Here is a 26,464-nt window from a genome sequence, read left to right as displayed (position 1 = left end):
CAGACTTCTTCAACGGCCTGCTAGAACATTCCTGGGAAGCGCATGGATATGGCTTGTGACCCACTCGCTGCTAAGCGATTGATCAGCCTGTCCGGAAAGCCTTGTTGGGATCGCCAGTCACGGCCGAAGAAGGCTGTCCCGAGCGGTCTGGGTTCGTCATCGGAGCAGAAGTTACGGCTGTCGCCGCTCGTTGCGCCCAATCGAAGCAACTCGCCTTCGCAGAGCAGATCTTGCCTCGCAAGAGTTCGAAGCTGAAACCGCAAGCGCGGAGGTGATTCGCGACCGTCCGCATTCAACACCCCTATCGAGGTGGGAGTTCATCAAAATAGGCGGGCCGTCCGTTTGCCAAACATTCGAAACCGCGCTCGTTAAGCCATTCAGATTTCTACTTTTGAACAGTTGTTAGCAGGCTGCTGTTCGTTATCGCGCAAAACGCCCGTTGACATCGCACACACAACCGGCGTGAAATCAGTTTGATTCACGCGGGGCTCTGATGAACATATTTTCCTGTTCCGTTTCCGCTGCGCACTCTTGCGTACTCACTCAACATCACTGCTCACAACAATTGCCGCTCATCGTACTGTGGGCCAGATAGTTTTACCACAACCGGCCTCTCTGCTTCTTCCAGCCTGCAATCAGTGCAGGGGAGGAACTGTAGGTTCGGTGCAACACTCGCGTGGCGCACCGGATTTCGTTCCCGTCCCTCCCATCCATTTTCTATTGGGTCGTAGCGCAGGTTCTGTCGCCGGCGAGATTTTCAACAGACGCTTGTTTACGAAGAGACTTAGATGCTGATTAAGGACCGCCACTTCGCTCAGCAGACGACACCATCCGTAACACGCCACGATTTAGTGGAAGCCCGCTGCCTGATCTGCGGATCTGAGATGGCTTTTCTGTTCTCCGCTCCAGCTCACGAAGAATGGTTCGAGCTGTATTGGTGTCACGAGTGCGATTTCGGTCGGCTGGCCGGAGATTTTCCGCAAGACCGCGTCGCCACCTTCTACTCGGACGACTATTATACTCACAGCGTTAAACAGAAAGACGATCGGTCACCTTCGCTCTCTGAGCGAGCCCTAATCCATGCGGCTTGGTTGCTCGACAATGGTCGGCACTTTAGTCCGACCGAGGTACCGCAAGGCAAGACCTTTTGCGATATCGGCTGCGGCAACGGGGCCGATATGCGGCTCTTCCGAGAAGCCGGCTATGAAACGTCCGGCATCGAGCCAGATCCTCTTGCACGACGGCAGGCGAAGGTTCACGGAAGCGTATATGCAGGCGTCGCCGAGGATCTGCCATCCATCGGCCCATTCGACGTCGTATCGCTCATGCACTCGCTCGAACATTGCAGCGACCCGGTGAAAGCCATTGAAGGAGTCAAGCAGTTGTTGGCGGACGACGGCACACTTGTCATAGAAGTCCCAAACAGCACCGCGCTCGCCTTTAGATGGTTCAAGGAAAGATGGCCATGGACCGACATACCGAGACATCTTTCGTTCTTCACAGAAACCTCGCTGCGCCGACTGCTGGAGCGTTGCGGGCTCAAAGTGACGCAAGTTCGATACGTTGGCTTCACGAGGCAATTTTTGCCCGAATGGAGGAACAAGGTCGGCTCAAAATTTTCCGGATGGCCTCTACTGATGTCGAGCGGGCTTCTCCGCGATGCTTTGAAGTTCGACTCTATCCGAATTCACGCGGCGAGAACTTAACGTCGCGCTGGTGGCAATCATATTCCGGGTGAAACGTCTCCTCGGTGCGAGGGCGGGCGACTGAAGTCGCTCTGAAGCTCGTCGTCAACGGCTCTTGCCGGAGTGGAGAAGTTGACAGACCGAGACCATCGACGAAACGGTTCCTCGATCAAGTTGAACGTGAGATAGGCGAAACCGATCACGATCGCGATCATCAGGATGACCATGGCGTCCGCGGCCAAGGGGATCTGGCTCGAAATAGTCTGAGCGCCCCCGGCTTCCTTTGAGATCGGCAGCCATATATGCTTGGCAAGAAAGCCGATCGCATTCAAAAGCCTCGCCTGTACAAACAGGTGCGTCATGTAAATCGAGTAAGAAAGCGCGCCAATGAGCGCAATGCTGCGATGCTTCAAGGTCGCACTGATCGCACCGCCTTCGCGAGCGAACACAAGAATTGCGACCACAAACATTGGCGGACACAGAAAAGAAAGCGGGCCAGCTCCCGCAACAGCGACGATCAAGAGTGAGGCGGCTACGACGCCACACTCGGTCAGCGTCGACGTTCTGAACGACATCATACGTCCCTCGCGGCGCCGCCAGACCTCGAACGCCAAGACTCCCATCGAGAAGCCAAAGAGACAACGCAACAGCGCGCCTTCGAAGCAGACGTCCAAATATCTGTCGCTGACCACCAGAAGCACTGGAGGCGCGACCACGATCGGCGCCGCCAGAACGTAGTAGAACAGACGACCCGTGACTCGGCATGCGAAAGCGAACACCAGATAGGTCCAGACCTCGGCCGAGATACTCCAGCTCGGCGGATTCCAGTTTCCCAGATTGCCGTCCGAGAATGCTTGCAGCAATGCCGCCGTGATCCACAAGCCAGACCAGGAATAGCCGCCCATCGCCGCGATCGGAAGGTAGAGGCAAATGACGAATAGATGCAGCGGATACAGCCGTCCCAACCGCAGAAACATGAACTGCGGAATTGAGAAACCTGTCCGCAGCTTGTCGCCATAGCTTGAGGCGATTACGAATCCGCTCAGCACAAAAAAGAAATCAACGAATAGAAATCCGTTCTTGATGAAGGGAAGCGCGGCCAGAATCGAATTCGAGCTGAAATGGTAGACGGCGACGATGATCGCGCAAATGCCACGTAGGCTATCAATAGCCACAAACCGTCGTGGCATCATCTGATAACCGTCCCGTAACGCAGCCAGGCCCCGCACGCGCTCCAATCGATCAATCTTCCGCGCCCCATGCGGACCGCTCAGCAAATTCATTTCGACAGAAAAGCCAATAGCTCCGCTGCACTGATGCGATCAGTTCGCGCAAATCTGAGCTTTAACCTAGCCGCGCGCAAGCCAAATCTCACCAACTACAGTGACAGCTGGGGACAATGGCTGTGGAGATATGAGCAGCCGATCTTTCAATCGAAACGCCATCTACGCCCGGCGACGATCACGCAGTCCGATCAGTTGGTGCCCTACCATGGTAGGATCGTCGGCATGACTTTTCGCCGGGCTTCGGCGGCCATCAGCCAGTACAAGGCTTCCCCCATTGAGCCCAGCCCGCCGAGGGTGCGGGCTCCGGGGATGCGATGGACGCCCCCGCGGGCCCGGGTTGGCAAGTGTCGCGCGGGCGAAACCAATTTCCCGGCCCCACGAAAACGTCCTGAAACAGAGCTCCGGCACACTCACCCTGATGAGATCGTCCAAGGGGAGCGACCTATGTCGGCATTGATGAGTTTCATTTTCGAGTCCTATTGTTTGAGCTGCCAGGCCATGTTTCCCGAGCTCGCCTCCGCCAGCCAGAGCGCCGTGGAATGACCGGCGGCGCCCCACGGCTGGCGCGTTAAGCTTGCCTCTTCAGCTTAATGGCGGCTTTCATTTGACGTTTTCGGCTCCATCCGCCACCTCGGGGGCATGGAGTCGTCGCATGTTTGAATTGGCTGTTTTGACCGCAATTTGTTGCATCGCCACCGCCACCAGCGTCACCATCTACCAGCGTCGGCAGGACGTCCTTTACGGCCCCTACATCGAGCGCTCGTGCAGGCAACCGTCGCCGCAGGATCGCGGCATTGAGGGCGAAGCGTCCTGAGACGCCGGTCTGGTGTCCTGCCGCGGTGACCCCCGCCGGCTTGCGCGCCCCGCCGCCGATCAATCCGCCAGCAAGGCCCGGGCGCGCTCTCGGTTCACAAGCGCATCGAGCTTGTAGGCGCTCATGATCTCGCCGCTCGGGGTGCGGATGCTGACCAGCGCGGCACCGAGGCGCAGATAGACATGGGCCGTCAACAGCGCGTCTTGCGCGCTGCGACAGCGCAGCGTCGCGACGGCATTGGCGCTTTCCGCCCTGACGGTGAATGGCATGACGCCCATTGCCGCGAGTCCGCTTGCGAATGACAATCGATCCGCAAAACCTACGCAGACAGGTCCCCGCGCGGCATTGAGCTGGATCAAACCACCGACGGGCTCCGCCGATCCGGTTTCGGCCAAACCCGCCTGGCCGGTTTCGGTCGCGAGAGCCGGCCTGCCCCGCTCTGCAGCCTAGCGGCGGCCGTCGGCCGCCCCTAACCGCGGTTCAACGACAGGCTGATGCGGGTGACGAGACCGTCCCAGGCGCGCTCCCAGGCCTGGGGGTAATTGATCAGGACGCAATGCACATGGGCGGCCGTGAAGTTGCACCTGTTGTACCAGACATAGTCGCCCTTGGTGCTGGAGACCGCGAAGAACCGCGGCGTGATCCGCTTGTACTGGATGCTCGACGGCGGATTCTTCTTGGCAAGGAACTCGGCCGGCGTTTCGCGCCCGTCCCGGGCCGCCGACTGGACGGTCAGGCTGGCACGGCCATCGGCGGTTTGAAATCGCTGGCCGTATCCGTCCGGGCGGCCCGCCATCTCGCTGAAGATCGAGGTGGGAATATCCACCGAGGTGCCGGTCTCCGGAATCCGGTAGACTGTCCAGCGCACTGGCTCGGCGCCGACGCGCGCGCTGCAGCTCGCGACCGCCGCAACAATTGTCAGCGCCTTGATCATCACATGCATGTCTGTCGTCCTGAACGGTATCAAAAGCGGTCGTTGCAGCATTTTCGCGGCCCCGCGAAGGCAGCGACAGGGAACGCACGCGCCGCAGGAAGGTTCACGACGCCCGGCTCCGCCATGCCACACGAACCGTCAGGGACGGACCGGCTCCCAACGCCCCCTGAGCACGCTTCGGCGCAGCAAGGCGCCGATCCCCTCTGGTCATTGCACCTGAGAGGGAAGGTGGTTTTGCGGCGCCGGCACGCCACTGCCCGCCATCAGCTCCTCCGTGTCTCCCGCCGGCGCGGTCTGCAACCTGCTCAAGAACGCGTCGAGTTGAGGCTTGAGTTGGGCGACGACGAAGCGGGAGCCTTCCGGCGTCAGATGGATGACGTCCCACGTGATCGGCGTCTCCGGGGCGACCTTCAGCGGGCATTCCCTGGCGCGGCATATCGCGTCCAGGATCGAAACATACTGAACCGACGGGTATGAACGCGCGATCTCCCTCATGCGGTCATCCGCCTTGAATGCCCCTTCGATCGGCATGAACGACTTGCCGGCCGGCAGATGACTTCGCTCATAGTTGAACAGCGTCGCCGCCAACGGCGCCGGGAATTCAAGCGAGGGACCCAGCAGCAGCACGGGAATGCCGGCCTCGTCGGCCGCAGCGAGCAGCGAACGCAGATAGTCGTGGAAGCTCGTCGCATCCCGTCGACCATAGAATTCGGAATAGACGCGCCAGTTTCCTGAAAGGATGAGGCCCGTGAACCGCCGTGCCTTGATCTGCGCACGCAGCAGCTGATTCATCTCATTGCAGCTGCGCACCTTCGCCTGATCCAGCTCGACAAAGGGAGCGCAGGATGCCGCCGTCAGCTGGAGCAACTGAACCGAGTCCGACGGAAAATAGCTGCGCAAGCCCCAGTCATAGTGCGCAGCGATGCTGTCTCCTGCGAGCAGAACGTTGCGCTTGTTGGCCACCGGCCTCAGGCAGTCCTTCATGTCGAAGGCTGAGAGTGGCTCATCGGGCTGCAGGAAGCAGCTGTGCGTCCGGTAGAATGGCGCCACCGTCTGGCTATTGTAGCGGATCATGCGCGCCTGCGACTGCGGAAACCGCTGGGCATAGCCGTCGTTCGAATAGCCGTGAGCCCCGATCGCGATCAGCACGACGGCTGCGCATGCAATGAGCCGCGCACCGGGCACTCCGCGCCATTCGATCCGCTCCCGTGCAGGACGTTCGACCAGGACATAAGAAAGGAAGGCGAGCAGCACCGTCAACAGCAGCAGCGCCGCCGTCGCGAAGACCGAACCGGCGGCCTCCAGCGGGAGCGCGGCCCTGCCGAGCACGAAGACCGGCCAATGCCAAAGATAAAGCGAGTAGGACAATCGGCCGAGCCGCGCTCCGAACGTGCCAAATGGCAGCGCTGGCCTCCCCTTCTCCTGGTTGAATGCCAGGATGTAGAGCGCGGCACCCAGGCAAGGCAGCAGCGCGTTGAACCCGGGAAAGCGCGTCTCCGGCCGGAACGCGACCACGGGAAGCAGCATGAACGCAAAGCCCAGCGAGGCAAGCAGAAGCCGCGTCGGCCGCCTGACCGGCGACCACCGATGTCCCAGAAAGACGATGCTTCCGACCAGGAACTCCCAGGCCCGCAATGGCGCGACGTAGAACGCCGCGGACGCCGATTGCTTGATCCAGAGCTCGTTCAGAACGCACAACGCCACCGTGCCGGCGACGACCAGCCCGAGTGATCGCCGCGACGTCGGATCGGCAAACAGCCTGCTCCACAGCCAGGTCACCACCGGGAAAAGGAAGTAGAACTGCTCCTCGACGGACAAGGACCAGGTGTGGATGAGAACCTTGCCGACGGTGGGAAGATCGAAATAGCCGGTCTGGAGCCAGAAGAAGATGTTCGACGAAAACAGCAGAGCCGAGACCGCGCTGCCAAAAAACATCCGATAATCGTCAGGCGGAGCCACGAACCAGGCCACCACCCCGGTCGATAGGATCATCAGATAGAGCGCCGGAAGCAGGCGCCGCGCCCTTCGCTCATAGAAGCGCACGAAGGAGAATGATCCCGCACCGATCTCGGACCATATCAGCCGGGCAATGACATAGCCTGAGATGACGAAGAAGACATCGACGCCGACGAACCCGCCACCGAACCCTGGCAAGTCGTAGTGAAAACCAATGACCGCCACGACGGCCAGTGCGCGGAGATAATCAATGTCCGCGCGATACTCCAAACGCTTTTCACACGTCACGCTGTCAGTCCTGATGGGCGCGAAACGTACCGCCTATCCCATGACCCAAGTGACATTTCTGGACACGAACATCAACAAACAGAAACACGCATCATGCATTTCTCTCTTGTGTGTCACCGACGCGCATCACGCGAAATCGACACACAGAATTGCGGGACAGTCGAGACTTCGGCACCAACTTTGCTGAAACAGGATCTTTATGTGGCGTTCATGTGAACTATTCGCGGACACGCCGGCGCAACTGCAGCAGCGCAGCTCTGGCTCTTGCCCAAGACCGAGCTGGATCAATAATGACGTTCTGTTCTGTACTCACATGGGGAAGCGCCACCCGACATGTCAGGAGCGTCGCGGGTCTTGCCTCGTGCGCAGCACCATCAACCGCGCCCCCTGCGCGATCGGCGGCGAGACTGCTTGTCGGGCAAATCAGCTCCAATGACGGATCGGAAGCGCGCCCTCCCAGCCCGCTGGCCGACCGAAAGCGCCTGCGCGCAGAGACTAAAATCACTGACTCCCTCAAGTCGATTTGGCCTGTCCACTCGCTCGCGAAAAAATTCCTCCATTTCCTTTTTTTTCGAAATTCGGTTTGACTGGCTGCGTCTCGCCTCGGCAGAGGGACGCATCGCGATCGTCACGAGCGTTGAGTGTGGGATGTGGCGGGCGCGGCGGGTTGCAGCATGGTGACCATGCGGACGAACAATCTCGCGGCGCACGGTCAAGTCGCGTGGTCCTGATATCCCGATGCTGATATCCCCGCGCAGTGCGTACGGAGCACATGTGCGCATGGTGGCCAGAACGCCCGGAGCACCAGGGAGCGCGCGAAGCAGCCGTTAACACCGTCGCGCAGGGAATGCAGGTTGATCGGCACCACCTGTGGTCACTGCCGCCTGCATCTTGTTCGCAGGCGGGCCATAGGTGAGGCCTTCACCCGGCATTCCCTGCCCCCTCGCGGCTTCGAGCGAGGGTCGTTCGACAGCAAAACTCGGGCATGCCGGCCGCGAGATCGCGGATCCGCGCCCCTTTGCGGCCCCTCGACAGTCTTCTCGACACCCGATGTGGGCTCGACCGGTGGCCACAGCGCGCGATGAGAGTATGGCTGATGTTAGAGGACTGCATCCACAATGAGACCTCGGCGGGAGGCTTCCGCCACCATCCTTCATATAATACCGGTCAGGCCATCAACCTCTGCAAACCCGTGGCGAGATCGCCACACTCGCCCACGCTTCGCCGCAAATTGGCCGACGCCGGGACGCGCTGGGCCTATACTTCGAGTTGCTTTTGCAACCGGGCGCCTCGACACCTTTCGAGCAGTTGTCACAACGGCCAGATTGAAGCAGGCGTTGACTCGTCCAGCAGCTTTTCCATCGGAATTCAGCCTAAAAGGGTGCAGCCTCACCGCTCGACAACCTGTCGCCGTTATTAGACAGCCGAGACGTGCAACAATACTTTGCGCAACTAATAGCAACCTGAGATTTAGTTTGCGGATCATTTACTTTCCGCAACTTTGCCCCAAATTCTGCACGATGCTGGGTTCCACTTTCACAATTAGAGCTCTTCTGGGGTTCAACATGAACCCGCCCCGAAAGGGCTTCTAATCATCTCCGTATATTCTTTTCGTGCCTCAATCTCAGTCTTCGTTTCGCGTACAGAGGTCCACAATGACAACACTGACCAAGGCTCTCCCGACCCATCTCGAAGAGACCCGCATCGACTCCGAGAAGCTGCGGACCATCCTGATGCTATGCGGCGCCACTGCATTTGGCTTCATTCTCCACGCCACCTACGGACTCGATCTCAGCTACGCTTTCTTCTGATGCAAGCTCCCCCGCTGGGGATCCCGGCGGGTCATTCATTGCGCGATACCATCTTAGTTTGCAGAATTCGGCTCGCGGGGCTGTTCAACCACCCCGCGCGTCGTCTTTGTTTCAAATCGATCTGCCATGATGTGGTACGGCGGCGGCGTGGACCAGACCACCAGCGCGTGCGCGTTTTTTTACCATGCGAGTTTTGCACAAGGTGGTCGCAACGCTCCCACAATTTCGCCGCGACCGCTCGACACGCTCAGCAGGTGAGTCGGTTGCTTGAGGACGAGTAGCGTCATGCGTTCGCCAGTCTATGATCTCTATCAGATGAAGCAGGACCGCCTGCCCAAGGGAGCCCGTTCGGCCTGGCTGAGAACCCGGCCTAATGAGCCGCCGCCATCGGCGGATGATTGGGTCTTCGTCGGCAAGGAGCGGCACCCGAGCCGCTGGACCGTCGCCGAGATGAACGAGAAGGGCACCTGCTATCGCGAGATTCCGGTCTGGCTGTCGAGCAAGCGGAGCCTCGTGGGCGCGGCGCCCGAGAGCGGTCTACAATCGTCGCCGGCCGCCTGAGGCCGGCTGTCTCGGACGTTTCCCGGGGCACCTCATGTCCGCGCTGGGGTGCACGGAGCTGGATCGACTTCGGACCCAGCACCACCGGGACCGTGAGCAGGCCGAGCAGCGCCAGCGCAGATGGCGCAGCGTTGTCCATCAGCCGACTCCTGTCGAACCGCTGGTGCGGCTGGCAGATGCCGCGGCGCATGCGCAGCGTAGTGAACTGCCCGACGCTTCGTTCCCGGGCGATGACGCCGCGCACATCACCTAAGCGAGTTTGATCCCGTAATAATCGTCCACCTTGCGACCTGTCGCGAGGTCGCCCCAGTCCCATTCGCGCTCGTCGGAATATTTCGGCGCACCACGAAGCTGCTCCTCGGTCACGCCCGTCACATAGCCGCCAAGACGGGTGTCATACTTCAGCGATTGCCAGGGTAGCGGATAATGGTCGTTGCCCAAGCCGAGAAGGCCGCCAAAAGCCAACACAACATACGACACCCGGCCGCTCAGCTTGTCGATCATCACGCGTTCGATCGTGCCAATCTTGCTGTCATCAGCGCCATAGACGGCGGTGCCTTCGACCTTGTCACTCCCGATCAGATTGCCATATTCGCGCTGGTCCAACATGGACGTGTCGAGCGTCATCCTTAACCTCCGTTCTTAAGAACTTCGAAGACCTGTAACGTGCCCCCTGCGGGGCGAGGTTCCAGCCGTTTTCAAGCAGCTCTTTACGTCAAGCTGTCGTATCGTCCTTGCGCTCTGGATGACGCGTCGCCTCATGTGAGGGAGATTGGGGCGATGTTGTCTGGTGAGCTGCCTGAGCCCGCTCCTTGTCGGCCGGTTGCTCCTCGCCGCGTTCGGTTATCACGATCCCCTGGCTATCTCGGGTCATCTGCGTGTCTCCTTTTGGTTCGCTTAGTGAAGCAAGGCGAGCGGGACACGACAGATCTCGTCTCCCTCCTCGTTGGTAACCAGCCGCGCGTAATTCTGGCTGCGGAGTTCGGGATAAACGGCGATCAGTTGACGCGAGACGACGTCCGCCGAATCCATCGCCTCGACGTCGCCCGGCAGTTCGACGTCGCGTTCTGCCGCGACCCACTCGTTGTTTGTCAGTTCAAATTTGGCATCTCATTGCCCATGTTCAGCTTCGTGCCCTCGCCCGATGTGTATCCAGCCGTGATCTGACACGACGCGCCCAGCCGGCATTCGTTCCCTGCTTGATCCGCATCGCGCCAATTGGCCTCACCTCATCCACGATCACGCATGCCAAATTTCCAATACCGGGTCGAAACGTTCGTCGGCAGAACTGGTTGGTGAGCACCATCATGAGGAGCTAGCGCATGGCCGATGAGCACAGATCTTCGATATCCCGACGCCGGATGGCTGGGTGCACGGCAACGCTCGCAGCTGCTTCTTTGACCTCAGCAGCAGCGACAGAACGAGACGGGATGGCGGGCGACTCCCGAGCCCCTCAACGGCTTATCGATCCGACGAACAACTATCCCAGGCCGCCATTCGAACGGCAGTCGCAGCCCTGGCCGGGTCTTGCCAGCAAGATGTCGCCGCGACCTGATCACGGCGAGACCAGCTACAAGGGCTCCGAGCGCCTTGCCGGCCGCAAGGCCCTGATCACCGGCGGCGACTCGGGGATGGGCCGGGCGGCGGCGATCGCCTATGCGCGCGAAGGGGCCGATGTCGCCATCAACTATTATCCGACCGAGGAGGCCGATGCGCAGGAGGTGATCGGGCTCATCACGGCGCTCCCTGGTGATCTGCGCGACGAACGGTTCTGCCAGCAGCTGGTGCAGCAGGCTGTCGAAGCGCTCGGCGGGCTGGACATCATCGTCAGCAACGCCGCGCGGCAGCAGGCACGTCAGTCGATCCTCGACGTCTCGTCGGAGGATTTCGACGCGACGATGAAGACGAATATCTATGCACCCTTCTGGATCATCAAGGCCGCTCTCCCTCACCTGAAGCCAGGCTCTGCGATCATCGGCACCTCGTCCGAGCAGGCCTATGACCCATCGCCAGATCTCTATGACTACGCCCAGACCAAGGCTGCGACCATGAACTACGTAAAATCACTGGCCAAGCAGCTTGGACCGAAGGGGATTCGCGTCAATGCCGTCGCCCCCGGGCCGATTTGGACGCCGCTGCAGGTCTCGGGCGGAGCAACGATGGAGAAGCTGGAGAAGTTCGGCGGCCACACGCCGCTCGGGCGCCCGGGCCAGCCGGCCGAGCTGGCCTCGATCTACGTTCAGCTCGCCGCAGCCGACGCGAGCTATGCGAATGGTCAGGTCTACGGCGCATCCGGCGGATCCGGCCAACCCTGACACGGCGACCTTATCAGATCAGATATGGGTGACCGGCTGCGGAAGCGAATACGCTTCGGTATGAACCTGGCGGATCGTCGTGAATGCGGCGACCGCCGAGGCCAAGCTGAAGGCGGTCAGGAGCGCTATGAGCACGGTACGTGGGGTCATCGCGGGTCTCCTTTCGCAGGTTAATCGCCGAGCGGCTCGGCCTTGCGGGCGGTCACCGGCGCGACCTCACCGTCCAGCCAATCCTGCTCGTGGGCAAGCGCGTGCCAGCCGTGAGCCATCCGCGTGAAGCGGCGGAATGCCGGATCACTTTCGGCGCGCTCCGCAAGGTGAAGACAATTGTCGGCGTTTTCTCTGAAGATGTCTGATTGCTTCATTTCGATGACTTGGGAAGCCTGCCCGACGCACGCAACCGCGTTACGCGATATTAATGCAGCCTGGAACCTGCAGACGGTTTCGTTATTGTCGAGGGATGCTTCGCATCGTCACCCTTTTCGCGAGTGCGCTTTTGCTGACATCCGTCGCGCCGAGCGTTGCTCAACCCGAGAGCGAAGCGGGAAGGCTCGCGGAATCACCCTTGCCCGGCGCGGCTCAGGTCATCGCGAAGCTGAACGAATTCGATGCGTTTCAGCAATCCGCCAGCGACCGGACGTCCGCGTTCGGCCGCGCCGATTTGACGAGCGCGGCGGCGATGCGGGCCGATGCCGCCACGCGGCGAGCCCGCGCCCTGGTCGAACTCCAGACCCGAACAGGCCTCAAGGCTGAGCCAGCATCGAAGCAGTCGCTCGGCCGCGAGACCATGTTGACCCGCGTCGACCCGGCCGACGGCCCCAGTTTCGTACGACAGTTCTACGCCGCGCAAGTCGCAGAATATGAATCAACCATCACCATCCTGACGAAGTACCTTCAGTCACCCGATAATGCCGAGCTTCAGCGCTTTGTTGCAGCCGAACTCGGCCTGCTGCAGAACGAGCTGGCCGACATGAAGGCGGCTCTTGCGACGAAATAGTCCGATCGTGTCAACGGCCGGTCTTGTTCTGCTGCTCCGGCGACCTGACGCGGGAATTGCTCTCCGACATCTTGTCCCGGCCCTGGTCGCCGTTGTCATCGCGGCCACCGGACGACGAAGTGCCGCTTCCGCTCCGACTTCCCTGCCCGGCGCTGATGGGTGGCGCGGATCGCGGATTGGCCGAGCCGGCTGCTGGGTTTCCGGTAACGGATCCAGGTCCGCTGGGTTGCCCAGATTGAGCCATGCTTGTTGCCGTCGACGCGAGTGACAGGAACATAACAAGACTGATCGCAAGGGGCCTGTTCATCAGTTCCTCCTCGTCAATCAAACCCGTGGAGCAGCGCCAATGCCGTTACACATGGAGGAAGAAAATGTTTGGAACATTATTCGTGGAGAGAAGTTGAGCCGCTTGTGCCGGATCGGTGCGGTTCCATCAGAGGGATTATCTGTATCTGGCTTGATTTGGCGAGTTGCCGCGGCTTCTATTCTGCGACTATGCGAGTCTCGGATACGGCGAGTGGTTATTTCTTCCTCGGGGGAACTTGATGAGCGATCTCGATAGCGCCGACAATCCGTTGCCGCAGCGACAAGGCTTCGGCCGGAATGGCCAGGGGACCGAGAGCGCTGATGCAAGTCAGGATCTGCTTCGGGCGCTCCAGGCCATGCGTTCCGGCGACTTCTCGGTGCGCATGAGCGGCGATTATCTCGGGATCGACGGCAAGATCGCGGATACGTTCAACGAGATCATCGCCGCCAATGAGCGGATGGCGCAGCAGCTCGAGCGCGTCGGCCAGGTTGTCGGTCGCGAGGGGAAGACCCGCCAGCGCGTGAGGTTCGGCATCGCCAGCGGCTCCTGGGCCGACATGGAAAGCTCCATCAACACCTTGATCGATGACCTTCTTTGGCCGACCCGCGAGGTCACGCGCGCCGTTGCCGCGGTGGCCCAAGGCGATCTTCTGCAAACGGTGAAACTCGACGTCGACGGCCGGCCGCTCGGCGGTGAGTTTCTCCAGTCGGCCAACATCGTCAACACGATGATCAAGCAGCTGAGCGTCTTCACCTCGGAAGTGACGCGCGTCGCACGCGAGGTGGGAACCGAAGGCAAGCTGGGCGGTCAGGCGCAGGTTCCGGAGGTGACAGGCGTCTGGAAGGATTTGACCGAGAGCGTCAACTCCATGGCCAACAACCTGACCGGTCAGGTCCGCAATATCGCGGAGGTGACGATCGCGGTCGCCAATGGCGACCTGTCAAAGAAGATCACGGTCGATGTCCGCGGCGAAATTCTGCAGCTGAAGGAGGCCATCAACACGATGGTCGACCAGCTGCGATCGTTTGCTTCAGAAGTGACGCGCGTCGCGCGCGAAGTCGGCACGGACGGCAAGCTCGGCGGCCAGGCCATTGTCCCCGGCGTCGCAGGAACCTGGAAGGATCTCACCGACTCGGTCAACGCGATGTGCGGCAACCTCACCGCGCAGGTCCGCAACATCGCCAATGTGACCACGGCGGTCGCGCGCGGCGACCTCTCGCGCAAGATCACGGTCGACGTTCGCGGCGAGATCCTGGAGCTGAAGGACACCATCAATACGATGGTCGACCAGCTCAATGCCTTCGCGTCCGAGGTGACGCGCGTGGCGCGTGAGGTCGGCACCGAAGGCAAGCTCGGCGGCCAAGCCAAGGTTCCCGGCGTTGCCGGCACCTGGAAGGACCTGACCGACAACGTCAACTTCATGGCGTCGAACCTGACGGCGCAGGTCCGAAATATCGCCGACGTGGCGACAGCCATCGCGAGCGGCGACCTGTCGAAGAAGATCACCGTGAACGTTTCCGGCGAGATCCTTCAGCTGAAGGAGACGCTGAACACCATGGTCGACCAACTCAACGCCTTTGCCGGCGAGGTCACGCGCGTCGCCCGCGAGGTCGGAACCGAAGGACGGCTCGGCGGCCAGGCCAATGTGCTGGGCGTTGCCGGCACCTGGAAGGATCTGACCGAGAGCGTCAACTCGATGGCCTCGAACCTGACGGCGCAGGTGCGCAACATCGCCGAGGTGACGACCGCTGTCGCCAATGGTGACCTGTCGAAGAAGATCACCGTCGACGTACGCGGCGAGATCCTGGAGCTCAAGGACACCATCAACACGATGGTCGACCAGCTCAATGCCTTTGCCGGCGAGGTCACGCGCGTCGCCCGCGAGGTCGGAACCGAGGGCAAGCTCGGCGGCCAGGCGATGGTGCGCGGCGTTGCGGGAACCTGGATCACCGTCAATGCCGTGCTGCCTTCGACCATCGACACGCCGGCCAATCGCGCCAGCATGCCGAAGGCCGATTTCGACAAATGGGTGACGCCGCAGGAACTCGCGGAAGTGATTCTGTTTCTTGCAAGCGACGCCGCGAGCGGCGTGACCGGCGCGCTGATACCGGTGGTTGGCCGCATGTAGGCGCAGCGCCGTCCATCAATCGCTGGCTTGGCGCTGACATCGCGCGACTCGTCGCGCTAGACTCGCGCCTTGAGTCGCACGCAGGGATACTCCCTTGGAAACCGCGCTGTATCTGCCCGTGAAACGGTTCCTCGAAAACCTCGGCTTTACAGCCAAAGGGGAGATCGGCGGCTGTGACGTGGTCGCGCTGAAGGGCGACGAGCCGCCACTGGTGGTGATCTGCGAGTTGAAGCAGTCTTTTAATCTGGAGTTGCTGCTGCAGGCCGTCGATCGCGCCGGCGCCTGCGATGAGGTCTGGGTTGCGGCCAGACTGTCGGCGCGAGGCAAAGGCCGCGAAAGCGATGCCCGCTACCGCAACCTTTGCCGGCGGCTCGGCTTCGGCATGCTCGCGGTAACCTCCAGCGGTCAGGTCGAGGTGCTGGTGCAACCGCCCACGACTGCACCGCGGAAAAACCTCAAGAAGAGATCGCGGCTGGTGAGCGAGCATCAGCGGCGCAAAGGAGATCCGGTGGCCGGCGGCTCGACCCGCGCACCGGTGATGACCGCCTATCGCCAGCAGGCGCTGGCCTGCGCCTCCGCACTGTCGGGCGGCCCGAAGCGTGTGCGAGAGCTTCGTGCCGACATCCCAGACGCACCGAAGATCCTGCAGCGTAACGTCTATGGCTGGTTCAACCGCGCCGAGCGCGGGGTCTACGCTCTGACGCCAGCCGGGCATGCAGCCTTGCGCCGCTGGCCCCAGAATATCCACATCACGGAGGCCGCGTTGCCCGATCGCGACATGGTGAACGCATAACTGGGCTGCCGTGCAGATTTCATATTGCAATGCAACAAAGCTGCTTCTAGGTATCCCGGACGATTCACGAGGCCCCCATGAGCGAAGATTGGAACACCAAGTACGGTCCGCGTCGCGTCAGGCGTGATCCTCCGACCTTGGAGGAGGCGATCTTCGCTGCGTCCGGCATCACGGATGATGTCCAGGCCCAGGCCGAGATCGCATCAGCGCTGATGGGACTCCCGCTCGAGCAGGTCCTGCCTGAGGTGAAGAAAGCCAGTCGGGTTGCTGCGCGGACCAATACACGCGTGATTACCGCCGACCAAGGCACCCAGCAGCGCGCCGTCGTGGTGGAACGCCGCACCGTGCGCCGTTTCAACTTCGACAAGCGCACCGGCACCTGATCGGACGACTCTGTCGCCCGCGCGAGCGCGCGACAGGCGGGTTGCCAAAAGACCCCTCTCAAACGACAAGAGCGCAGCGGCACCGCCGTTGCGCTCTTGTCGTTGGACGAGCTTGTGAGTTCAAGCCGCGCGCTGGTCGCCATACATGCGCGTGACCAGCTTCCAGCAGGCGCGGTTGAGGTTGAAGAAGGCACGTGCCGCTGCGATCGGCGCCTCGATCACGAGCTTCGTCAATTCGTCCTGCGGCTGCTGCTCCAGATCGATCGTGCCCGTCGACTCCCCATGGCGGAACGCCAGGTGGGCGCCGAACTTGGCCGCCAAGGCCCGCATCGCGTGGTTCTGCGCTCCGGTCGTGACCCGCAGCTGGCGGTAGCCCTTCCAGCGCGCCTCCGAGATCACGCGCTGAAACAGCAGGCTGCCAACGCCGCGACGGCGCACGCAGGATTCCACGCTGAACGCAATCTCCGGGAGCCCGTCTTCCGACTGCTCCGGCGGATGCAGCTCGGCCGCACCGCGGACCATGCCGTTTTCCATATAGGCGACAACGATCGTGCCGTCAGCCGCACAGCGGGCCGCATAGCGTTCGATGAAACTGTCATCGAGGAAGCCGTTGAATCGATCGTGCCGGCTCTCAGGATCGAGCCGCAACAGATGATCGCGCAGCAGCGGCAGTTCCTCGTGCTGGCTGAGCGTCCGCACATAGCCGAAGCCCGGCCGCGGACGAAAACTATCTAACTGTGACACTGCCAAGACTCCTCTTCGAAGCCCTCGTGCACAAGCGTCTTCCCTAGACAGCGGCTATATTGTGCATCGCAACATTCATTGCAAGCCCCGTGCTCTACGGAGGGAACATGCGGCCATGCGCGCACCGCGTGAGTTAACAACTCGTTTGTGTACGAATCAATCGAGCACGAGCTGGGTCTGGGTGACGACCGCCACCAGCCGGCCTTCGGCGGTCTCGATCCGGGTTTGCCATACCTGGGTGCGGCGCCCGCGATGCACCGGGGTCGCAATCGCCGTGATGACCGTCCCCTCCTTGGCGCCGCCGATGAAATTGGTTTTGCTCTCGATCGTCGTGGTGCCTTTGGCACCGTCGGGAAGGTTGATGACAGTGGCGGCTGCCCCCACCGAATCGGCCAGCGCCATGACGGCGCCGCCGTGAACGGTATGATGCAACGTACACAGATCGGCCCTGACCCGCATCGTCGCCACCACCCGATCCGCGCCGGCTTCGGTGAACGTGACACCCTTCAGTTCCGCGAACGGCATCTTCAGCGCATTGATCTTGTCCAGCGGTGTCATGCCGTTCTCCTCCTGATCGGACCACGGGTCTGCCTCCGTCAGAGCCGCCGACGAATGCACCAAGTGAATGCGCCATGCAGTGACTCGCGCGCAATGACCTGCGAGGTCATTGCGCGTCGTCGTGATCCCGCTCAGTTCAGCTCGGCTCCACTCCGCACCAGTCGGCGACGAACAATGCCATGGTCTTGGTCGCCTGGCGCAGCGAAGCAAGATCGACATATTCGTTGAAGCCATGCATCGCAGCGCCAGCGGCGCCGAAACACAGACTCGGGATGTTGTAGTTCAGCCCGTAAAAGCGGGTGTCGGTGAGCGCGGTGAAGACGAGATCCTGGACCTCCCCGCCATAGACCGCGTTGAAAGCCCGTCCGAACGCCGCCTCCGGCTCGGCCGAATCCGTGAGTTCGTAGCCTTCGGACAGGAAGCCCGACCATTCCACGACCGGCGGGTTGTTGGACAGGAAACGGTGATCGCGCGAGGCAGCCGCGACGCAAGCGAGGATCTCGTTCTGACAGTCCTTGATCGACCAGCCCGGGAGCACCGCGATCCGACAATCCACATCGCACCACGCCGGCACGCTCGACGCCCAATCGCCGCCCCTGATGATCCCGGGATTGAAGTTGATGGGATGATTGAGCGTCTTGAAATGACGATCGCTCTTGGCCCGCTCGTTCCACTCGGCCTCGAGCTTCTCCAGCGCGTGGATCAGATGATAGCTCGCCTGGATCGCATTGGCGCCGATCCCGGCCTCGAACACATGGGCGGGAAAGCCGCGCACCTTCAAACGGAACCAGATCACGCCGACCTGCGAACGCACCATCTTTTCGCTGGTCGGCTCGGGTATGAAGCAGGCATCGGCGCGATAGCCGCGCTGCAGAGTGGACAGCGCGCCGACGCCGGTGCTCTCCTCCTCGATGACGGACTGGACGTGAATGCGGGCCGTCGGCTTGAACCCCGCAGCCTTGATGGCATCCAGCGCATACAACGCACCGATCGTGCCGGACTTCATGTCGCAGGCGCCGCGGCCATACATCCGCCCGTCGCGGATGACCGGCGAGAACGGCGGCGTCTCCCACATCTCGAGCGGCCCCGCCGGCACCACGTCGCAATGGCCCTGCAGGATGAGCGAGCGGCCCGCCGTGGTCGCCGGCCGATACGTTCCGACCACGCTGCGCGCCTTCGAGAAGTCATGCTCGATCGGACCGTAACCGCGCATGTCCTTGAGCGCATCGAGCTCGATGTGCCAATCGTCGACCTCGTAGCCGCGCATGCGCAGGAGATCGCCGAACATGTCCTGGCAGGGCCCTTCGGCGCCGCGAGTGGAGGGAATGGCGACGAAATCGCTCGTGGTCGCGAGCTGATGGTCGAAAGCGTCGTCGACGGCGTCGACGATTCGTTGCGTGATGTCGGGCGTGAGCATGCGTGTTCAGGTTCCGATGACTGACCACAGCAGCAAATCACAATCCGATGCGGAGTTGCAGTGGAAATGCCGTTGCTTTCAGAATCGCAAGCCTCCTCGTACATTGACGCATACGAACGACCGCAATGACATACTTTGGAATTTTGCCATGTCGGATCACCGCAACATCCTGTATTTTCTGCTCGGCATTCTCACCGCGGCGGTGATCGTGCTCGGTTACAACTTCTACCAAGCCAAAAGGCAGCCGAACGGCGTCCAGATCAATCTTGGACCGAACGGCCTGAAGATCGAAGGCAAATGATGCGTCCTCTCCGTCCCTCGCTCACGGCATCGCGGTCCCTCGGCGCATTCGGGCTGATGCTTCTTCTGCTCGCACCAGCGCACGCACAATATGTCGGGAGCGAGCAGGACATCACCGATCTCAGGCTGGGCCAGCGCGTGCTGGTCGACGATGGCACCTGCCCTGCCGGCCAGGTGAAGCAGGTCGTCGGAGCCACCATGAGCGAGAACGGCATCGTCCGGACCGTCACATGCGTTCCCCGCTTCGGGCCGAAGAAGTAGCGGGGTGGAGGCGACCTGGTGATGTCTGCCGTACGGTGTGACATGCCGCACAGTTCCCGAACCGCCGACCGTAGATGCTGCCCTCCGGTGAAGACCACGGGGGACACTCATGTCGATGGCACTGGTGCAGGACAACAGCTTTGAACTGCCCGGCCGGCCGCAGCCGGTCAAAGCCGATTTTGGCCGTTACGCCCTGCTCGGCTACATCTCGATCGCGCTCGTATTTGGCGGATTTGGTGTGTGGTCGGCCTATGCGCCGCTCGACCGCGCGGCAATTGCGCCGGGCACGGTGTCCGTCTCCGGCGATCACAAGGTGGTCCAGCACCGCGAAGGTGGCATCGTCAGGGAGATCCTGGCCAAAGAAACCCGCGAGGTGCGCCGCGGCGACCTGCTGTTCCGGCTGCAGCCGACCGAGGCGCAGGCCAACACCGATCTCCTGCGCAAGCAGATGGACGCCGCACTCGCCGAGGAAGCGCGCCTGCTCGCCGAGCGCGGCAATGCACGGATGATCACCTTCCCGGACAGTCTGCTCAATCGGCAAAACGTTCCGGAAGCAGCGCTCGCCATCGCCGATCAGCAGCGGCTGTTCATCGAGCGCCGCAATGGCCTGATCAGCCAGATCAACATCCTGAACTCGCAGATCGTCCAGCAGCAGCAGGAGCTCGCCGGCCGCGACAGGCAGCGCGCCGCGCTGGGGGCGCAACTGGCGAGCTTCGATACGCAGATGAACAATGTCAGGCCTGCCGTCGCGCAGGGCTATTATCCCCGCAACAAGTTCCTGGAGCTGGAGCGCGACCGCGCCCGTGTCGAGGGTGATCTCGGCCAGGCCCAGGCCGACGTGGCACGGCTGACGCAGACGGCGGCGCAAACGCGCCTGCAGATCGATCAGGCGCTGCAGAAATACCAGACGGAGGTCGGCCAGCAGCTCGACGGCACCCGAGCCAAATTGTCGGATCTGCGCGAGAAGCTCGTCATTGCCGAGGACGTGCTGCGCCGTGTCGACATCCGCGCCGAGCGCGACGGTATCGTCATGAACATGAAGGTTCACACGGTTGGCGCCGTGGTGAAGCCGGGCGATACGCTGGCAGAGATCGTGCCGATCGGCGAAGGCGTCGACGTGATGGCGCATGTCTCGCCGCGCGATATCGAGAGCGTCGCGGTCGGACAGAAGGCTGAAGTCCGCTTCCCGAACTTCTCCTCACGCACGACGCCGACGATCTTCGGCAAGGTCCAGAGCGTTTCGGCTGACGCAATATCCGACGAGGCGACCAAGCAGAGCTATTACTCCGCACGGGTCGTGATCGACTATTCGACCCTTCCGCCGGAGATCGCCAGCAAGATCATGCCGGGCATGCAGGCCGACGTGATCATCTCCACGGGTGAACGCACCGTGCTCGAATATCTCGTCGGCCCCCTGCTCAACACCCTGGCCAAGACCTTCCGGGAGAAATGAGGTGCCGGACACAGACTGAGAGCGGGCGCATCGGCGCCCGCGTGGGACGCAGACCATGCGGACCTAGAAACTTCGGTGAGCGCGCCGCCCGATGGCAGACTGCAGCACGGTGACAGCGAAGGCGAAGGTGACGGTTCGGCTTTGAACGAAGGACGCGGGTCGCGCCTGTGTGAGGTCGGTCACGGTGGCAGAGCTCCGCTTGGACGAAGCTCCTCCTGCCAATCGCAAAGGGACCAGTCATGACGACGACCACCGCCCGCAGCCCGCTCGGAACCGCACTGCGGGCCTGCTTTCCCGCGCTCACCGCGACCTTCGTTCTCAGCCTCTTCATCAATGCGAGCATGCTGGCTTCGCCGCTCTATTCGATGCAGGTGTATGACCGCGTGCTCACCAGCCGCAATCTTGGCACGCTGGTGATGCTGACCCTGATCGTCGGCGTTTTCCTGGTGTTGTACGGCATCCTCGAATTTGCCCGCTCCGGGGTGCTGGCGCGCGCCGGCGTCCAGTTCGAAGGCACCCTGCGCCACCCTCTGTTCGAAACGATGATGAAGGCTGAGCTGTCACCGCGGCATCGCTTTGGACAGCAGATCATCCGCGACGCCGAGACCATCCGCGACTGCATCTCGAGCGGCACCGCGGCTATCGCCTGCGACCTGCCCTGGACACCGGTGTTCGTGGCGCTGTGTTTCCTGCAGCACGCCTATCTCGGCATTCTCTCGCTGTTGGGAGCGGTCGTCTTGTTCTCGCTGGCGCTGTTGACCGAGTTTTACACGCGCTCCAGCGTTGAGCGCACCAACGCGCTGGCCAACGAGGCCTCGCGCTTCGTGGCAGCGGCACTGCGCAATGGCGAGGTCGTGCGCGGCCTCGGCATGGGCGACATCGTCATGGATCGCTGGAGCTGCCGGCAGTCGGCCATGGTCGATGCCCACAGCACGCTGGTCGAGCGCGGCGCCGCGATGCACTCGATCACCAAATTCGCCCGCATGGCCGTGCAGACGTCGCTGCTCTGCATCGGCGCCTGGCTCGCGATCGAGCAGCAGATCTCTCCCGGCGCCATGATGGCGACATCGATCATCATGGGCCGCGCGCTGGCGCCGGTTGAACAGGTCGTCGGCCAGTGGAAGCGGATCATCGCCTTCCGCTCCGCCTATCGCCGACTCGAAGAGCTGTTCCAGGCGCTTCCGGTCACCGCTGCGCCGACCGCGCTCCCTGCGCCGCGCGGCGATATCGACGTCGAAAATGCCGTGGTCTGGCCGCCGGCGGCAGGCCGCCCGTCGGTCAAGGGGGTCAGCTTCTCGCTCAAGGCCGGCGAGAGCCTCGCGATTGTCGGCGCCTCCGCCAGCGGCAAGTCCAGCATGGCGCGTGCGATGGCTGGCGTCTGGCCGCTGCGCGAAGGTGTGATCCGCATCGATGGCGCAGCCTACAGCCAGTGGGATCAGAATCGGCTCGGCAAGCATATCGGCTATCTGCCGCAGGACATCGAGCTGTTCTCGGGCACGGTCGCGGACAACATCGCGCGGCTGGCCAAGGTCGACGAAGCCGCTGTGGTCGCGGCGGCCAAGGCTGCTGGCGCGCATGAGGTGATCCTGCGTCTGCCCAATGGCTATGACACGCCCATCGGCGAGGGTGGCGTCGCGCTCTCAGGCGGCATGCGCCAGCGTGTCGGTCTGGCCCGCGCCCTGTATGGCGATCCACGCCTGCTGATCCTGGACGAGCCGAACTCCAACCTCGACGAGGACGGCGAGCGGGCGCTGGCCCATGCTATGGCCCAGGCAAAGGCCGCCGGCCGGACCGTCATCGTCGTCACGCATCGCCCGCAGCTTCTCGCGCATGTCGATCGCATCATGGTGATGTCGTTCGGCAAGTCGCTGGCCTTCGGGGAGCGCGACGAGGTGATCGCCCGGATGCGCGGTCAGCGCGTCGTCGTCGCCCACGATCGTGCGGCCGCCACCGCTGCCTAAACATGAACATCGTCAGCCGATCCGATGCAGCCCAAGCCGACCGCCATGATCCAGCAACATTGCGCTCGGCAGTTCCTGCAGCGTCCACAGCGCTGCGAACGGCGACGCCCTGCTCCGAAATGCCGCAACCGGTGCAGCCGGACACCGCGGCGCTTCCGCAGCATGTCCGGATCAGGCAGCAGCCCTCGCTAAAGAGTTGGTCGGAATGCGCTCTCGAACCAAGCCGCGCCGCGCGAGGTTCAGCTTCCCCGCATCAATCGGCGGGAGCGAACATGCACTGCAATGTCGGCTTGGCGATCTTGGAAAAGGTTGGGCCGATCTCCGCCAGCTTGCTTGGCGGCACCCATTGCGTCTCGATCGTCGGGACACCGTTCTCGCTGATTCCGCGCAGCAGCGCCTCGCGAAGGTCGGCATCCTCGACCATGACGACCGCATGGTCATGCAGGCACGAGCACACGGCTTCAGGATGCGCCCATCGTCCGACCATGTGCGGCGCACATTGGCGAACGAAGTCGCTGCGCAGATCGGGCAATGGGGCCGTGGGCCGAGCATCGGCGGCGGACGCGCCGAGGCCGACAAGAACGGCAACGGTCGCGAGACTCTGACGAAGCGTCGCCCATCGCTGGTCTCGAGGTCTCGTCATCGCATCCACGGCATGGCTGGAAGGAAGTTCGGAGTGGCTTCGTCGCCTGACCGTGCTTGATAAGGTCGCCAGGTTTCAGTCCGTTTGCGCCACAAGGGGAAAATGGTTTCGTCGCGCGGCCAATTGTTTCGTGCGCCTTCCGGGACGACATCAAACACAACTACCGAAAGAATGGCGCATTTCCTTCAAGCAAAAGGAGGCGTTCCTCACGTCATCTCAGCGCAACAGCTCAACGCAACTCCGATTCGTTCCCCCTGTCTGCCAGGAGCCAGCCGCGCAAGCGGCGCGGCAAGCCCATGGACAGTCCGCCTCTTCCGATCGTTCATCCTTATTGAATGAAGTCTCCGCATTTCTGCACATCGCCATCAATCGCCTTGCCCCAGGGCATGACCGGCACCGACGAGGTCGAGTTCTTCGGCGAGCCTTCGATCAATTTGTCCGAATAGACCATGTAGACGAGAACGTTGCGCTTGGCGTCGCAGCCGCGCACGATCTGCATCTTCTTGAAGAACAGCGACCTCCGCTGCCGAAACATGTCGTCGGCCTGTTCGAGCTTGCGCTTGAAGCGGATCGGCCCGATTTGCCGGCATGCGAGCGAAATGTCGGACACCTCCTCCGCAAGACCGAGCCAGCCGGCATATCCCCCCTTCTGGGGCACGGTGAAATGGCAGGCGACGCCCTCGACCTCAGGATCGTCAACGCCATAGGTCGCAAGCTTGTCATTCGGGCTGAGCAATTTGAACACAGTCGACCGACGGAAGATCAGATCCGGCTCGTCGGCGGCGTACGCTGACACCACAGGCGAGGACAGCCCGATAAGCAGCAGGAAAGCTAAGGTTTTCAGCCACAGGTCAAACTGGCTGGTGGCTCTGAACGACATGTCGGTCTCCGTTATACCGCCGATGGCTCGGCATACCGCCCATGTAGGGACACAAATGCCTGCAAGGAAGGCATTCCCGTCCCGTCACATCCGATACTCGTTTAACGGGATGTGAGGCTTTTCTGCTACGATCGGAACGAAAACACGCAGGGCAGAAGCCCCAAGCTGGTGAACGCAGACTCCGTCTGCGACACTAAAGGCCAGATGGTTCTTGAGGACTTGCCGGAATGCTCTGCGTTCGTGCAGCCGCCAGGGGGCGGTTTTATTGTGCAGCAATCGTTTCAGTACCGCTTATCGTAGCAGCGACGTCACAGGCTGGAGCTGCGCCCTACTCCGAATGGAATGATCCGCAGCAAACCATCTATCCGGCCGAGCCCTATGTCGTGACGCGCAAGCCGAAGGCGCGCCCGATTCAGAAAACTGTCAAGCTCGAGAAGGAAGCGGCCAAACCGCAAGGGCCCGTGACCGTGGCGGTGTCCATCGACAAGCAGCGCCTCAAGGTCTACGACGCGAACGGCCTGTTCGCCGAAGCGCCTGTTTCGACCGGCATGAAGGGGCATTCCACGCCGATGGGCGTGTTCAGTGTCATCCAGAAGCAGAAATTTCATCGCTCGAACATCTATAGCGGCGCACCGATGCCGTTCATGCAGCGCATCACCTGGTCGGGCGTGGCGCTCCACGCCGGCGTGCTGCCTGGCTATCCGGCATCGCACGGCTGCATCCGCATGCCCGCGAGCTTCGCGACGCGCATCTATGGGTGGACGCGAATGGGATCGCGCGTTCTGGTCACCCCTGGCGAAGTCGCCCCGGCCAGCTTCGCCCATCCCCTGCTCGCGGCGCTGAAGGCGCCGCAACCGAGCGCGTCGATCCAGCCCGACGCCACCACTCCGGCAGCGACCAAGTCGGACAAGGGCGCAGCTCTGGCAGCCCCGATTACGGTTGCGACCACGGATCTGCGGGCCACCATCGGCCACGCCGAGGCGACTCCTTCGGCTGAAGCCACGGCGCTGTCGCGCCCTCTGCGGACAGCCGACGCCAGCAATGCGAATGGTCTTGCCGCAACGGCCTCCGATGCGTCGCCAAGCCCGGACGCTGCTCGCCCGGACGCCGCGGAAGTGGTGGGCGGCGCCGCCGATCTGAAGTCCAGCCTCGTGGAGCCCAATGCCAAGGCTGCGCAAAAGGACGACGCGACGTCCACCGCGACGGATGCCACGCGGTCGCCGGCGAGCCTCCCCAGCAGCACTGCGGACGCCACTCCACCGGAGAAGGCGACGGCGACATCGCCCGCGCTCGAAGCCACTGGCTCGACCGATGTGAAGCCGACAGAGGCAAAGCCCGCGGATACCAAGATCACGGATCAGCCCGCCATTCGCCCGGGCACGGCAGCGACGGCGCCGGAAAGCCCTGTTGATCCCAAGACTCTCGAAAAGGATCAGTCGCGTCTTGCGGGCCCGGACAAGCCCATCGCTCCGAAGCCCGAGTTGAAGCGCAACAGCCAGGTGGCGATCTTCATCAGCCGCAAGGACTCCAAGCTGTACGTTCGGCAGAACTTTGCGCCGGTGTTCAACACGCCGATCAGCATCGCGCCGGGCGACAAGCCGCTTGGCACCCATGTCTTCACCGCGACCGCAGACAAGGCCGATCCGGCGACGATGCATTGGACGGTCGTCTCGCTTCCCGGTTCGACGCGGAGCGTCGCGGCCAATGACGGTGTGGTCCGCCGCGGCAAGAAATCTGTCGAGCAGGCTGATGCAAAGCCGGTCGTTCAGCTCAGCAGCGCCGCCGAGGCGCTCGATCGCATCACGATTCCAGCAGACGTCCTGGCCTGGCTGGGCGAGGCCTTGTCGAGCGGAAGTTCGTTGATCGTCTCCGATCAGGGCCTCAACCAGGGCGAAACTGGCGAAGGCACGGAGTTCATCCTTTCGCTGCGGTGACGGCGGAATGGGTCCTTGTTTCCGCCCAAGGCGACTCGTACCACCGAGGTATCCC

Annotated in this window: 27 protein-coding genes and 1 pseudogene; 15 read left to right on the top strand and 13 right to left on the bottom strand. The window is 62.2% G+C overall.

From position 1 onward, the window contains the following. The first annotated feature begins 788 nt into the window (after window positions 1–788). On the top strand, window positions 789–1,706 hold the full coding sequence (locus tag BBTA_RS18295) for a class I SAM-dependent methyltransferase (RefSeq protein WP_012043984.1): 918 nt from the start codon (window positions 789–791) through the stop codon (window positions 1,704–1,706). A gap of 17 nt (window positions 1,707–1,723) precedes the next feature. Here BBTA_RS18295 and BBTA_RS18290 read toward each other — a convergent pair whose 3' ends face one another. Beyond that, the gene (locus tag BBTA_RS18290; RefSeq protein WP_012043983.1) at window positions 1,724–2,968 is read right to left on the bottom strand and encodes an acyltransferase; all 1,245 of its coding nucleotides are present in this window, start codon (window positions 2,966–2,968) and stop codon (window positions 1,724–1,726) included. 655 nt (window positions 2,969–3,623) lie between these two features. On the opposite strand from BBTA_RS18290, the gene BBTA_RS40795 reads away from it, so the two are divergent. After that, window positions 3,624–3,785, top strand: coding sequence for a hypothetical protein (locus BBTA_RS40795; RefSeq protein WP_012043981.1), 162 nt, complete (start codon window positions 3,624–3,626; stop codon window positions 3,783–3,785). A gap of 59 nt (window positions 3,786–3,844) precedes the next feature. On the opposite strand, the gene BBTA_RS18285 is transcribed toward BBTA_RS40795, so the two are convergent. The 3 genes from BBTA_RS18285 to BBTA_RS18275 all read right to left on the bottom strand — a co-directional run bounded on the left by BBTA_RS18285 (window position 3,845) and on the right by BBTA_RS18275 (window position 6,963). Further along, complete coding sequence (locus BBTA_RS18285) at window positions 3,845–4,063, bottom strand: hypothetical protein (RefSeq protein ID WP_012043980.1); 219 nt, start codon at window positions 4,061–4,063, stop codon at window positions 3,845–3,847. A gap of 191 nt (window positions 4,064–4,254) precedes the next feature. After that, on the bottom strand, window positions 4,255–4,728 hold the full coding sequence (locus tag BBTA_RS18280) for a hypothetical protein (RefSeq protein WP_012043979.1): 474 nt from the start codon (window positions 4,726–4,728) through the stop codon (window positions 4,255–4,257). 198 nt (window positions 4,729–4,926) lie between these two features. Continuing rightward, window positions 4,927–6,963, bottom strand: coding sequence for an acyltransferase family protein (locus BBTA_RS18275; protein ID WP_012043978.1), 2,037 nt, complete (start codon window positions 6,961–6,963; stop codon window positions 4,927–4,929). A 1,655-nt stretch (window positions 6,964–8,618) separates the two neighbouring features. On the opposite strand from BBTA_RS18275, the gene BBTA_RS40790 reads away from it, so the two are divergent. Beyond that, complete coding sequence (locus BBTA_RS40790) at window positions 8,619–8,774, top strand: hypothetical protein (protein WP_012043977.1); 156 nt, start codon at window positions 8,619–8,621, stop codon at window positions 8,772–8,774. A 285-nt stretch (window positions 8,775–9,059) separates the two neighbouring features. After that, on the top strand, window positions 9,060–9,335 hold the full coding sequence (locus BBTA_RS18270; protein WP_012043976.1) for a hypothetical protein: 276 nt from the start codon (window positions 9,060–9,062) through the stop codon (window positions 9,333–9,335). Between the two features lie 249 nt (window positions 9,336–9,584). Here the strand turns inward: BBTA_RS18270 and BBTA_RS18260 are convergent, their stop codons facing one another. Both BBTA_RS18260 and BBTA_RS41820 read right to left on the bottom strand, forming a co-directional pair. Continuing rightward, a complete protein-coding gene (locus BBTA_RS18260; RefSeq protein ID WP_012043975.1) occupies window positions 9,585–9,962 on the bottom strand; it encodes a PRC-barrel domain-containing protein in 378 nt (125 codons plus the stop codon). A 270-nt stretch (window positions 9,963–10,232) separates the two neighbouring features. Beyond that, window positions 10,233–10,388 carry a hypothetical protein gene (locus BBTA_RS41820; RefSeq protein ID WP_371260209.1) on the bottom strand — a complete coding sequence of 52 codons (156 nt, stop codon included), beginning with the start codon at window positions 10,386–10,388 and terminating at the stop codon, window positions 10,233–10,235. 377 nt (window positions 10,389–10,765) lie between these two features. Between BBTA_RS41820 and BBTA_RS18250 the strand changes: the two genes are divergently transcribed. Next, a complete protein-coding gene (locus BBTA_RS18250; RefSeq protein WP_012043973.1) occupies window positions 10,766–11,650 on the top strand; it encodes an SDR family oxidoreductase in 885 nt (294 codons plus the stop codon). Between the two features lie 18 nt (window positions 11,651–11,668). Here BBTA_RS18250 and BBTA_RS41645 read toward each other — a convergent pair whose 3' ends face one another. Continuing rightward, a complete protein-coding gene (locus BBTA_RS41645; protein WP_256374713.1) occupies window positions 11,669–11,800 on the bottom strand; it encodes a hypothetical protein in 132 nt (43 codons plus the stop codon). A 20-nt stretch (window positions 11,801–11,820) separates the two neighbouring features. After that, window positions 11,821–12,015 (bottom strand): hypothetical protein, encoded by a 195-nt coding sequence (locus BBTA_RS18245; RefSeq protein ID WP_012043972.1) that lies wholly within the window; start codon window positions 12,013–12,015, stop codon window positions 11,821–11,823. Between the two features lie 95 nt (window positions 12,016–12,110). On the opposite strand from BBTA_RS18245, the gene BBTA_RS18240 reads away from it, so the two are divergent. The 5 genes and pseudogenes from BBTA_RS18240 to BBTA_RS18225 all read left to right on the top strand — a co-directional run bounded on the left by BBTA_RS18240 (window position 12,111) and on the right by BBTA_RS18225 (window position 16,258). Further along, a complete protein-coding gene (locus tag BBTA_RS18240; RefSeq protein WP_168167903.1) occupies window positions 12,111–12,647 on the top strand; it encodes a DUF4142 domain-containing protein in 537 nt (178 codons plus the stop codon). Between the two features lie 545 nt (window positions 12,648–13,192). Next, window positions 13,193–14,791 (top strand): annotated as a pseudogene (locus BBTA_RS18235) (HAMP domain-containing protein); the annotation flags it as partial. 81 nt (window positions 14,792–14,872) lie between these two features. Beyond that, window positions 14,873–15,082, top strand: coding sequence for an SDR family oxidoreductase (locus tag BBTA_RS41815; protein ID WP_371260208.1), 210 nt, complete (start codon window positions 14,873–14,875; stop codon window positions 15,080–15,082). Between the two features lie 94 nt (window positions 15,083–15,176). Continuing rightward, a complete protein-coding gene (locus BBTA_RS18230) occupies window positions 15,177–15,875 on the top strand; it encodes a DUF2161 domain-containing phosphodiesterase (RefSeq protein ID WP_012043969.1) in 699 nt (232 codons plus the stop codon). 77 nt (window positions 15,876–15,952) lie between these two features. Continuing rightward, on the top strand, window positions 15,953–16,258 hold the full coding sequence (locus BBTA_RS18225; RefSeq protein ID WP_012043968.1) for a hypothetical protein: 306 nt from the start codon (window positions 15,953–15,955) through the stop codon (window positions 16,256–16,258). A gap of 120 nt (window positions 16,259–16,378) precedes the next feature. On the opposite strand, the gene BBTA_RS18220 is transcribed toward BBTA_RS18225, so the two are convergent. The 3 genes from BBTA_RS18220 to BBTA_RS18210 all read right to left on the bottom strand — a co-directional run bounded on the left by BBTA_RS18220 (window position 16,379) and on the right by BBTA_RS18210 (window position 18,977). Next, window positions 16,379–17,002, bottom strand: a complete 624-nt coding sequence (locus tag BBTA_RS18220; protein WP_012043967.1) for a GNAT family N-acetyltransferase — start codon at window positions 17,000–17,002, stop codon at window positions 16,379–16,381. A gap of 156 nt (window positions 17,003–17,158) precedes the next feature. Next, a complete protein-coding gene (locus BBTA_RS18215; RefSeq protein ID WP_012043966.1) occupies window positions 17,159–17,560 on the bottom strand; it encodes a PaaI family thioesterase in 402 nt (133 codons plus the stop codon). A 136-nt stretch (window positions 17,561–17,696) separates the two neighbouring features. Further along, the gene (locus tag BBTA_RS18210) at window positions 17,697–18,977 is read right to left on the bottom strand and encodes an ArgE/DapE family deacylase (RefSeq protein WP_012043965.1); all 1,281 of its coding nucleotides are present in this window, start codon (window positions 18,975–18,977) and stop codon (window positions 17,697–17,699) included. A 148-nt stretch (window positions 18,978–19,125) separates the two neighbouring features. Between BBTA_RS18210 and BBTA_RS40780 the strand changes: the two genes are divergently transcribed. The 4 genes from BBTA_RS40780 to BBTA_RS18195 all read left to right on the top strand — a co-directional run bounded on the left by BBTA_RS40780 (window position 19,126) and on the right by BBTA_RS18195 (window position 22,952). Further along, window positions 19,126–19,278, top strand: a complete 153-nt coding sequence (locus BBTA_RS40780; RefSeq protein ID WP_168167902.1) for a hypothetical protein — start codon at window positions 19,126–19,128, stop codon at window positions 19,276–19,278. A 56-nt stretch (window positions 19,279–19,334) separates the two neighbouring features. Then, a complete protein-coding gene (locus tag BBTA_RS18205) occupies window positions 19,335–19,538 on the top strand; it encodes a DUF6719 family protein (protein ID WP_012043963.1) in 204 nt (67 codons plus the stop codon). A gap of 109 nt (window positions 19,539–19,647) precedes the next feature. Then, window positions 19,648–20,991, top strand: coding sequence for an HlyD family type I secretion periplasmic adaptor subunit (locus BBTA_RS18200; protein WP_012043962.1), 1,344 nt, complete (start codon window positions 19,648–19,650; stop codon window positions 20,989–20,991). A 239-nt stretch (window positions 20,992–21,230) separates the two neighbouring features. After that, complete coding sequence (locus tag BBTA_RS18195; RefSeq protein WP_012043961.1) at window positions 21,231–22,952, top strand: type I secretion system permease/ATPase; 1,722 nt, start codon at window positions 21,231–21,233, stop codon at window positions 22,950–22,952. Window positions 22,953–23,205: 253 nt separating this feature from the next. Here BBTA_RS18195 and BBTA_RS18190 read toward each other — a convergent pair whose 3' ends face one another. Continuing rightward, window positions 23,206–23,595 (bottom strand): hypothetical protein, encoded by a 390-nt coding sequence (locus BBTA_RS18190; RefSeq protein ID WP_041751501.1) that lies wholly within the window; start codon window positions 23,593–23,595, stop codon window positions 23,206–23,208. Window positions 23,596–23,923: 328 nt separating this feature from the next. Further along, window positions 23,924–24,475: a CreA family protein gene (locus tag BBTA_RS18185; protein ID WP_012043960.1), complete on the bottom strand. Its 552-nt coding sequence runs from the start codon at window positions 24,473–24,475 to the stop codon at window positions 23,924–23,926. Between the two features lie 227 nt (window positions 24,476–24,702). On the opposite strand from BBTA_RS18185, the gene BBTA_RS18180 reads away from it, so the two are divergent. Continuing rightward, window positions 24,703–26,409: a L,D-transpeptidase family protein gene (locus BBTA_RS18180; RefSeq protein ID WP_012043959.1), complete on the top strand. Its 1,707-nt coding sequence runs from the start codon at window positions 24,703–24,705 to the stop codon at window positions 26,407–26,409. The last annotated feature ends 55 nt before the right edge of the window (window positions 26,410–26,464 follow it).

Origin of the sequence: Bradyrhizobium sp. BTAi1 (genome assembly GCF_000015165.1) — a bacterium.
Taxonomy (GTDB): domain Bacteria; phylum Pseudomonadota; class Alphaproteobacteria; order Rhizobiales; family Xanthobacteraceae; genus Bradyrhizobium; species Bradyrhizobium denitrificans.
The sequence above is the reverse complement of the archived record's forward strand: the minus strand, read 5'-3'. Positions and strand labels throughout refer to the sequence as shown.

Excerpts from the sequence above, each read along its gene's own strand:
- BBTA_RS18295 (WP_012043984.1), top strand. The coding sequence starts at position 789 with ATGCTGATTAAGGACCGCCACTTCGCTCAGCAGACGACACCATCCGTA.
- BBTA_RS18290 (WP_012043983.1), bottom strand. The coding sequence starts at position 2,968 with ATGAATTTGCTGAGCGGTCCGCATGGGGCGCGGAAGATTGATCGATTG.
- BBTA_RS40795 (WP_012043981.1), top strand. The coding sequence starts at position 3,624 with ATGTTTGAATTGGCTGTTTTGACCGCAATTTGTTGCATCGCCACCGCC.
- BBTA_RS18285 (WP_012043980.1), bottom strand. The coding sequence starts at position 4,063 with ATGGGCGTCATGCCATTCACCGTCAGGGCGGAAAGCGCCAATGCCGTC.
- BBTA_RS18280 (WP_012043979.1), bottom strand. The coding sequence starts at position 4,728 with ATGCATGTGATGATCAAGGCGCTGACAATTGTTGCGGCGGTCGCGAGC.
- BBTA_RS40790 (WP_012043977.1), top strand. The coding sequence starts at position 8,619 with ATGACAACACTGACCAAGGCTCTCCCGACCCATCTCGAAGAGACCCGC.
- BBTA_RS18270 (WP_012043976.1), top strand. The coding sequence starts at position 9,060 with ATGCGTTCGCCAGTCTATGATCTCTATCAGATGAAGCAGGACCGCCTG.
- BBTA_RS18260 (WP_012043975.1), bottom strand. The coding sequence starts at position 9,962 with ATGACGCTCGACACGTCCATGTTGGACCAGCGCGAATATGGCAATCTG.
- BBTA_RS18250 (WP_012043973.1), top strand. The coding sequence starts at position 10,766 with ATGGCGGGCGACTCCCGAGCCCCTCAACGGCTTATCGATCCGACGAAC.
- BBTA_RS41645 (WP_256374713.1), bottom strand. The coding sequence starts at position 11,800 with ATGACCCCACGTACCGTGCTCATAGCGCTCCTGACCGCCTTCAGCTTG.
- BBTA_RS18245 (WP_012043972.1), bottom strand. The coding sequence starts at position 12,015 with ATGAAGCAATCAGACATCTTCAGAGAAAACGCCGACAATTGTCTTCAC.
- BBTA_RS18240 (WP_168167903.1), top strand. The coding sequence starts at position 12,111 with ATGCTTCGCATCGTCACCCTTTTCGCGAGTGCGCTTTTGCTGACATCC.
- BBTA_RS41815 (WP_371260208.1), top strand. The coding sequence starts at position 14,873 with ATGGTGCGCGGCGTTGCGGGAACCTGGATCACCGTCAATGCCGTGCTG.
- BBTA_RS18225 (WP_012043968.1), top strand. The coding sequence starts at position 15,953 with ATGAGCGAAGATTGGAACACCAAGTACGGTCCGCGTCGCGTCAGGCGT.
- BBTA_RS18215 (WP_012043966.1), bottom strand. The coding sequence starts at position 17,560 with ATGACACCGCTGGACAAGATCAATGCGCTGAAGATGCCGTTCGCGGAA.
- BBTA_RS18210 (WP_012043965.1), bottom strand. The coding sequence starts at position 18,977 with ATGCTCACGCCCGACATCACGCAACGAATCGTCGACGCCGTCGACGAC.
- BBTA_RS40780 (WP_168167902.1), top strand. The coding sequence starts at position 19,126 with ATGTCGGATCACCGCAACATCCTGTATTTTCTGCTCGGCATTCTCACC.
- BBTA_RS18205 (WP_012043963.1), top strand. The coding sequence starts at position 19,335 with ATGCTTCTTCTGCTCGCACCAGCGCACGCACAATATGTCGGGAGCGAG.
- BBTA_RS18200 (WP_012043962.1), top strand. The coding sequence starts at position 19,648 with ATGTCGATGGCACTGGTGCAGGACAACAGCTTTGAACTGCCCGGCCGG.
- BBTA_RS18195 (WP_012043961.1), top strand. The coding sequence starts at position 21,231 with ATGACGACGACCACCGCCCGCAGCCCGCTCGGAACCGCACTGCGGGCC.
- BBTA_RS18190 (WP_041751501.1), bottom strand. The coding sequence starts at position 23,595 with ATGACGAGACCTCGAGACCAGCGATGGGCGACGCTTCGTCAGAGTCTC.
- BBTA_RS18185 (WP_012043960.1), bottom strand. The coding sequence starts at position 24,475 with ATGTCGTTCAGAGCCACCAGCCAGTTTGACCTGTGGCTGAAAACCTTA.
- BBTA_RS18180 (WP_012043959.1), top strand. The coding sequence starts at position 24,703 with ATGCTCTGCGTTCGTGCAGCCGCCAGGGGGCGGTTTTATTGTGCAGCA.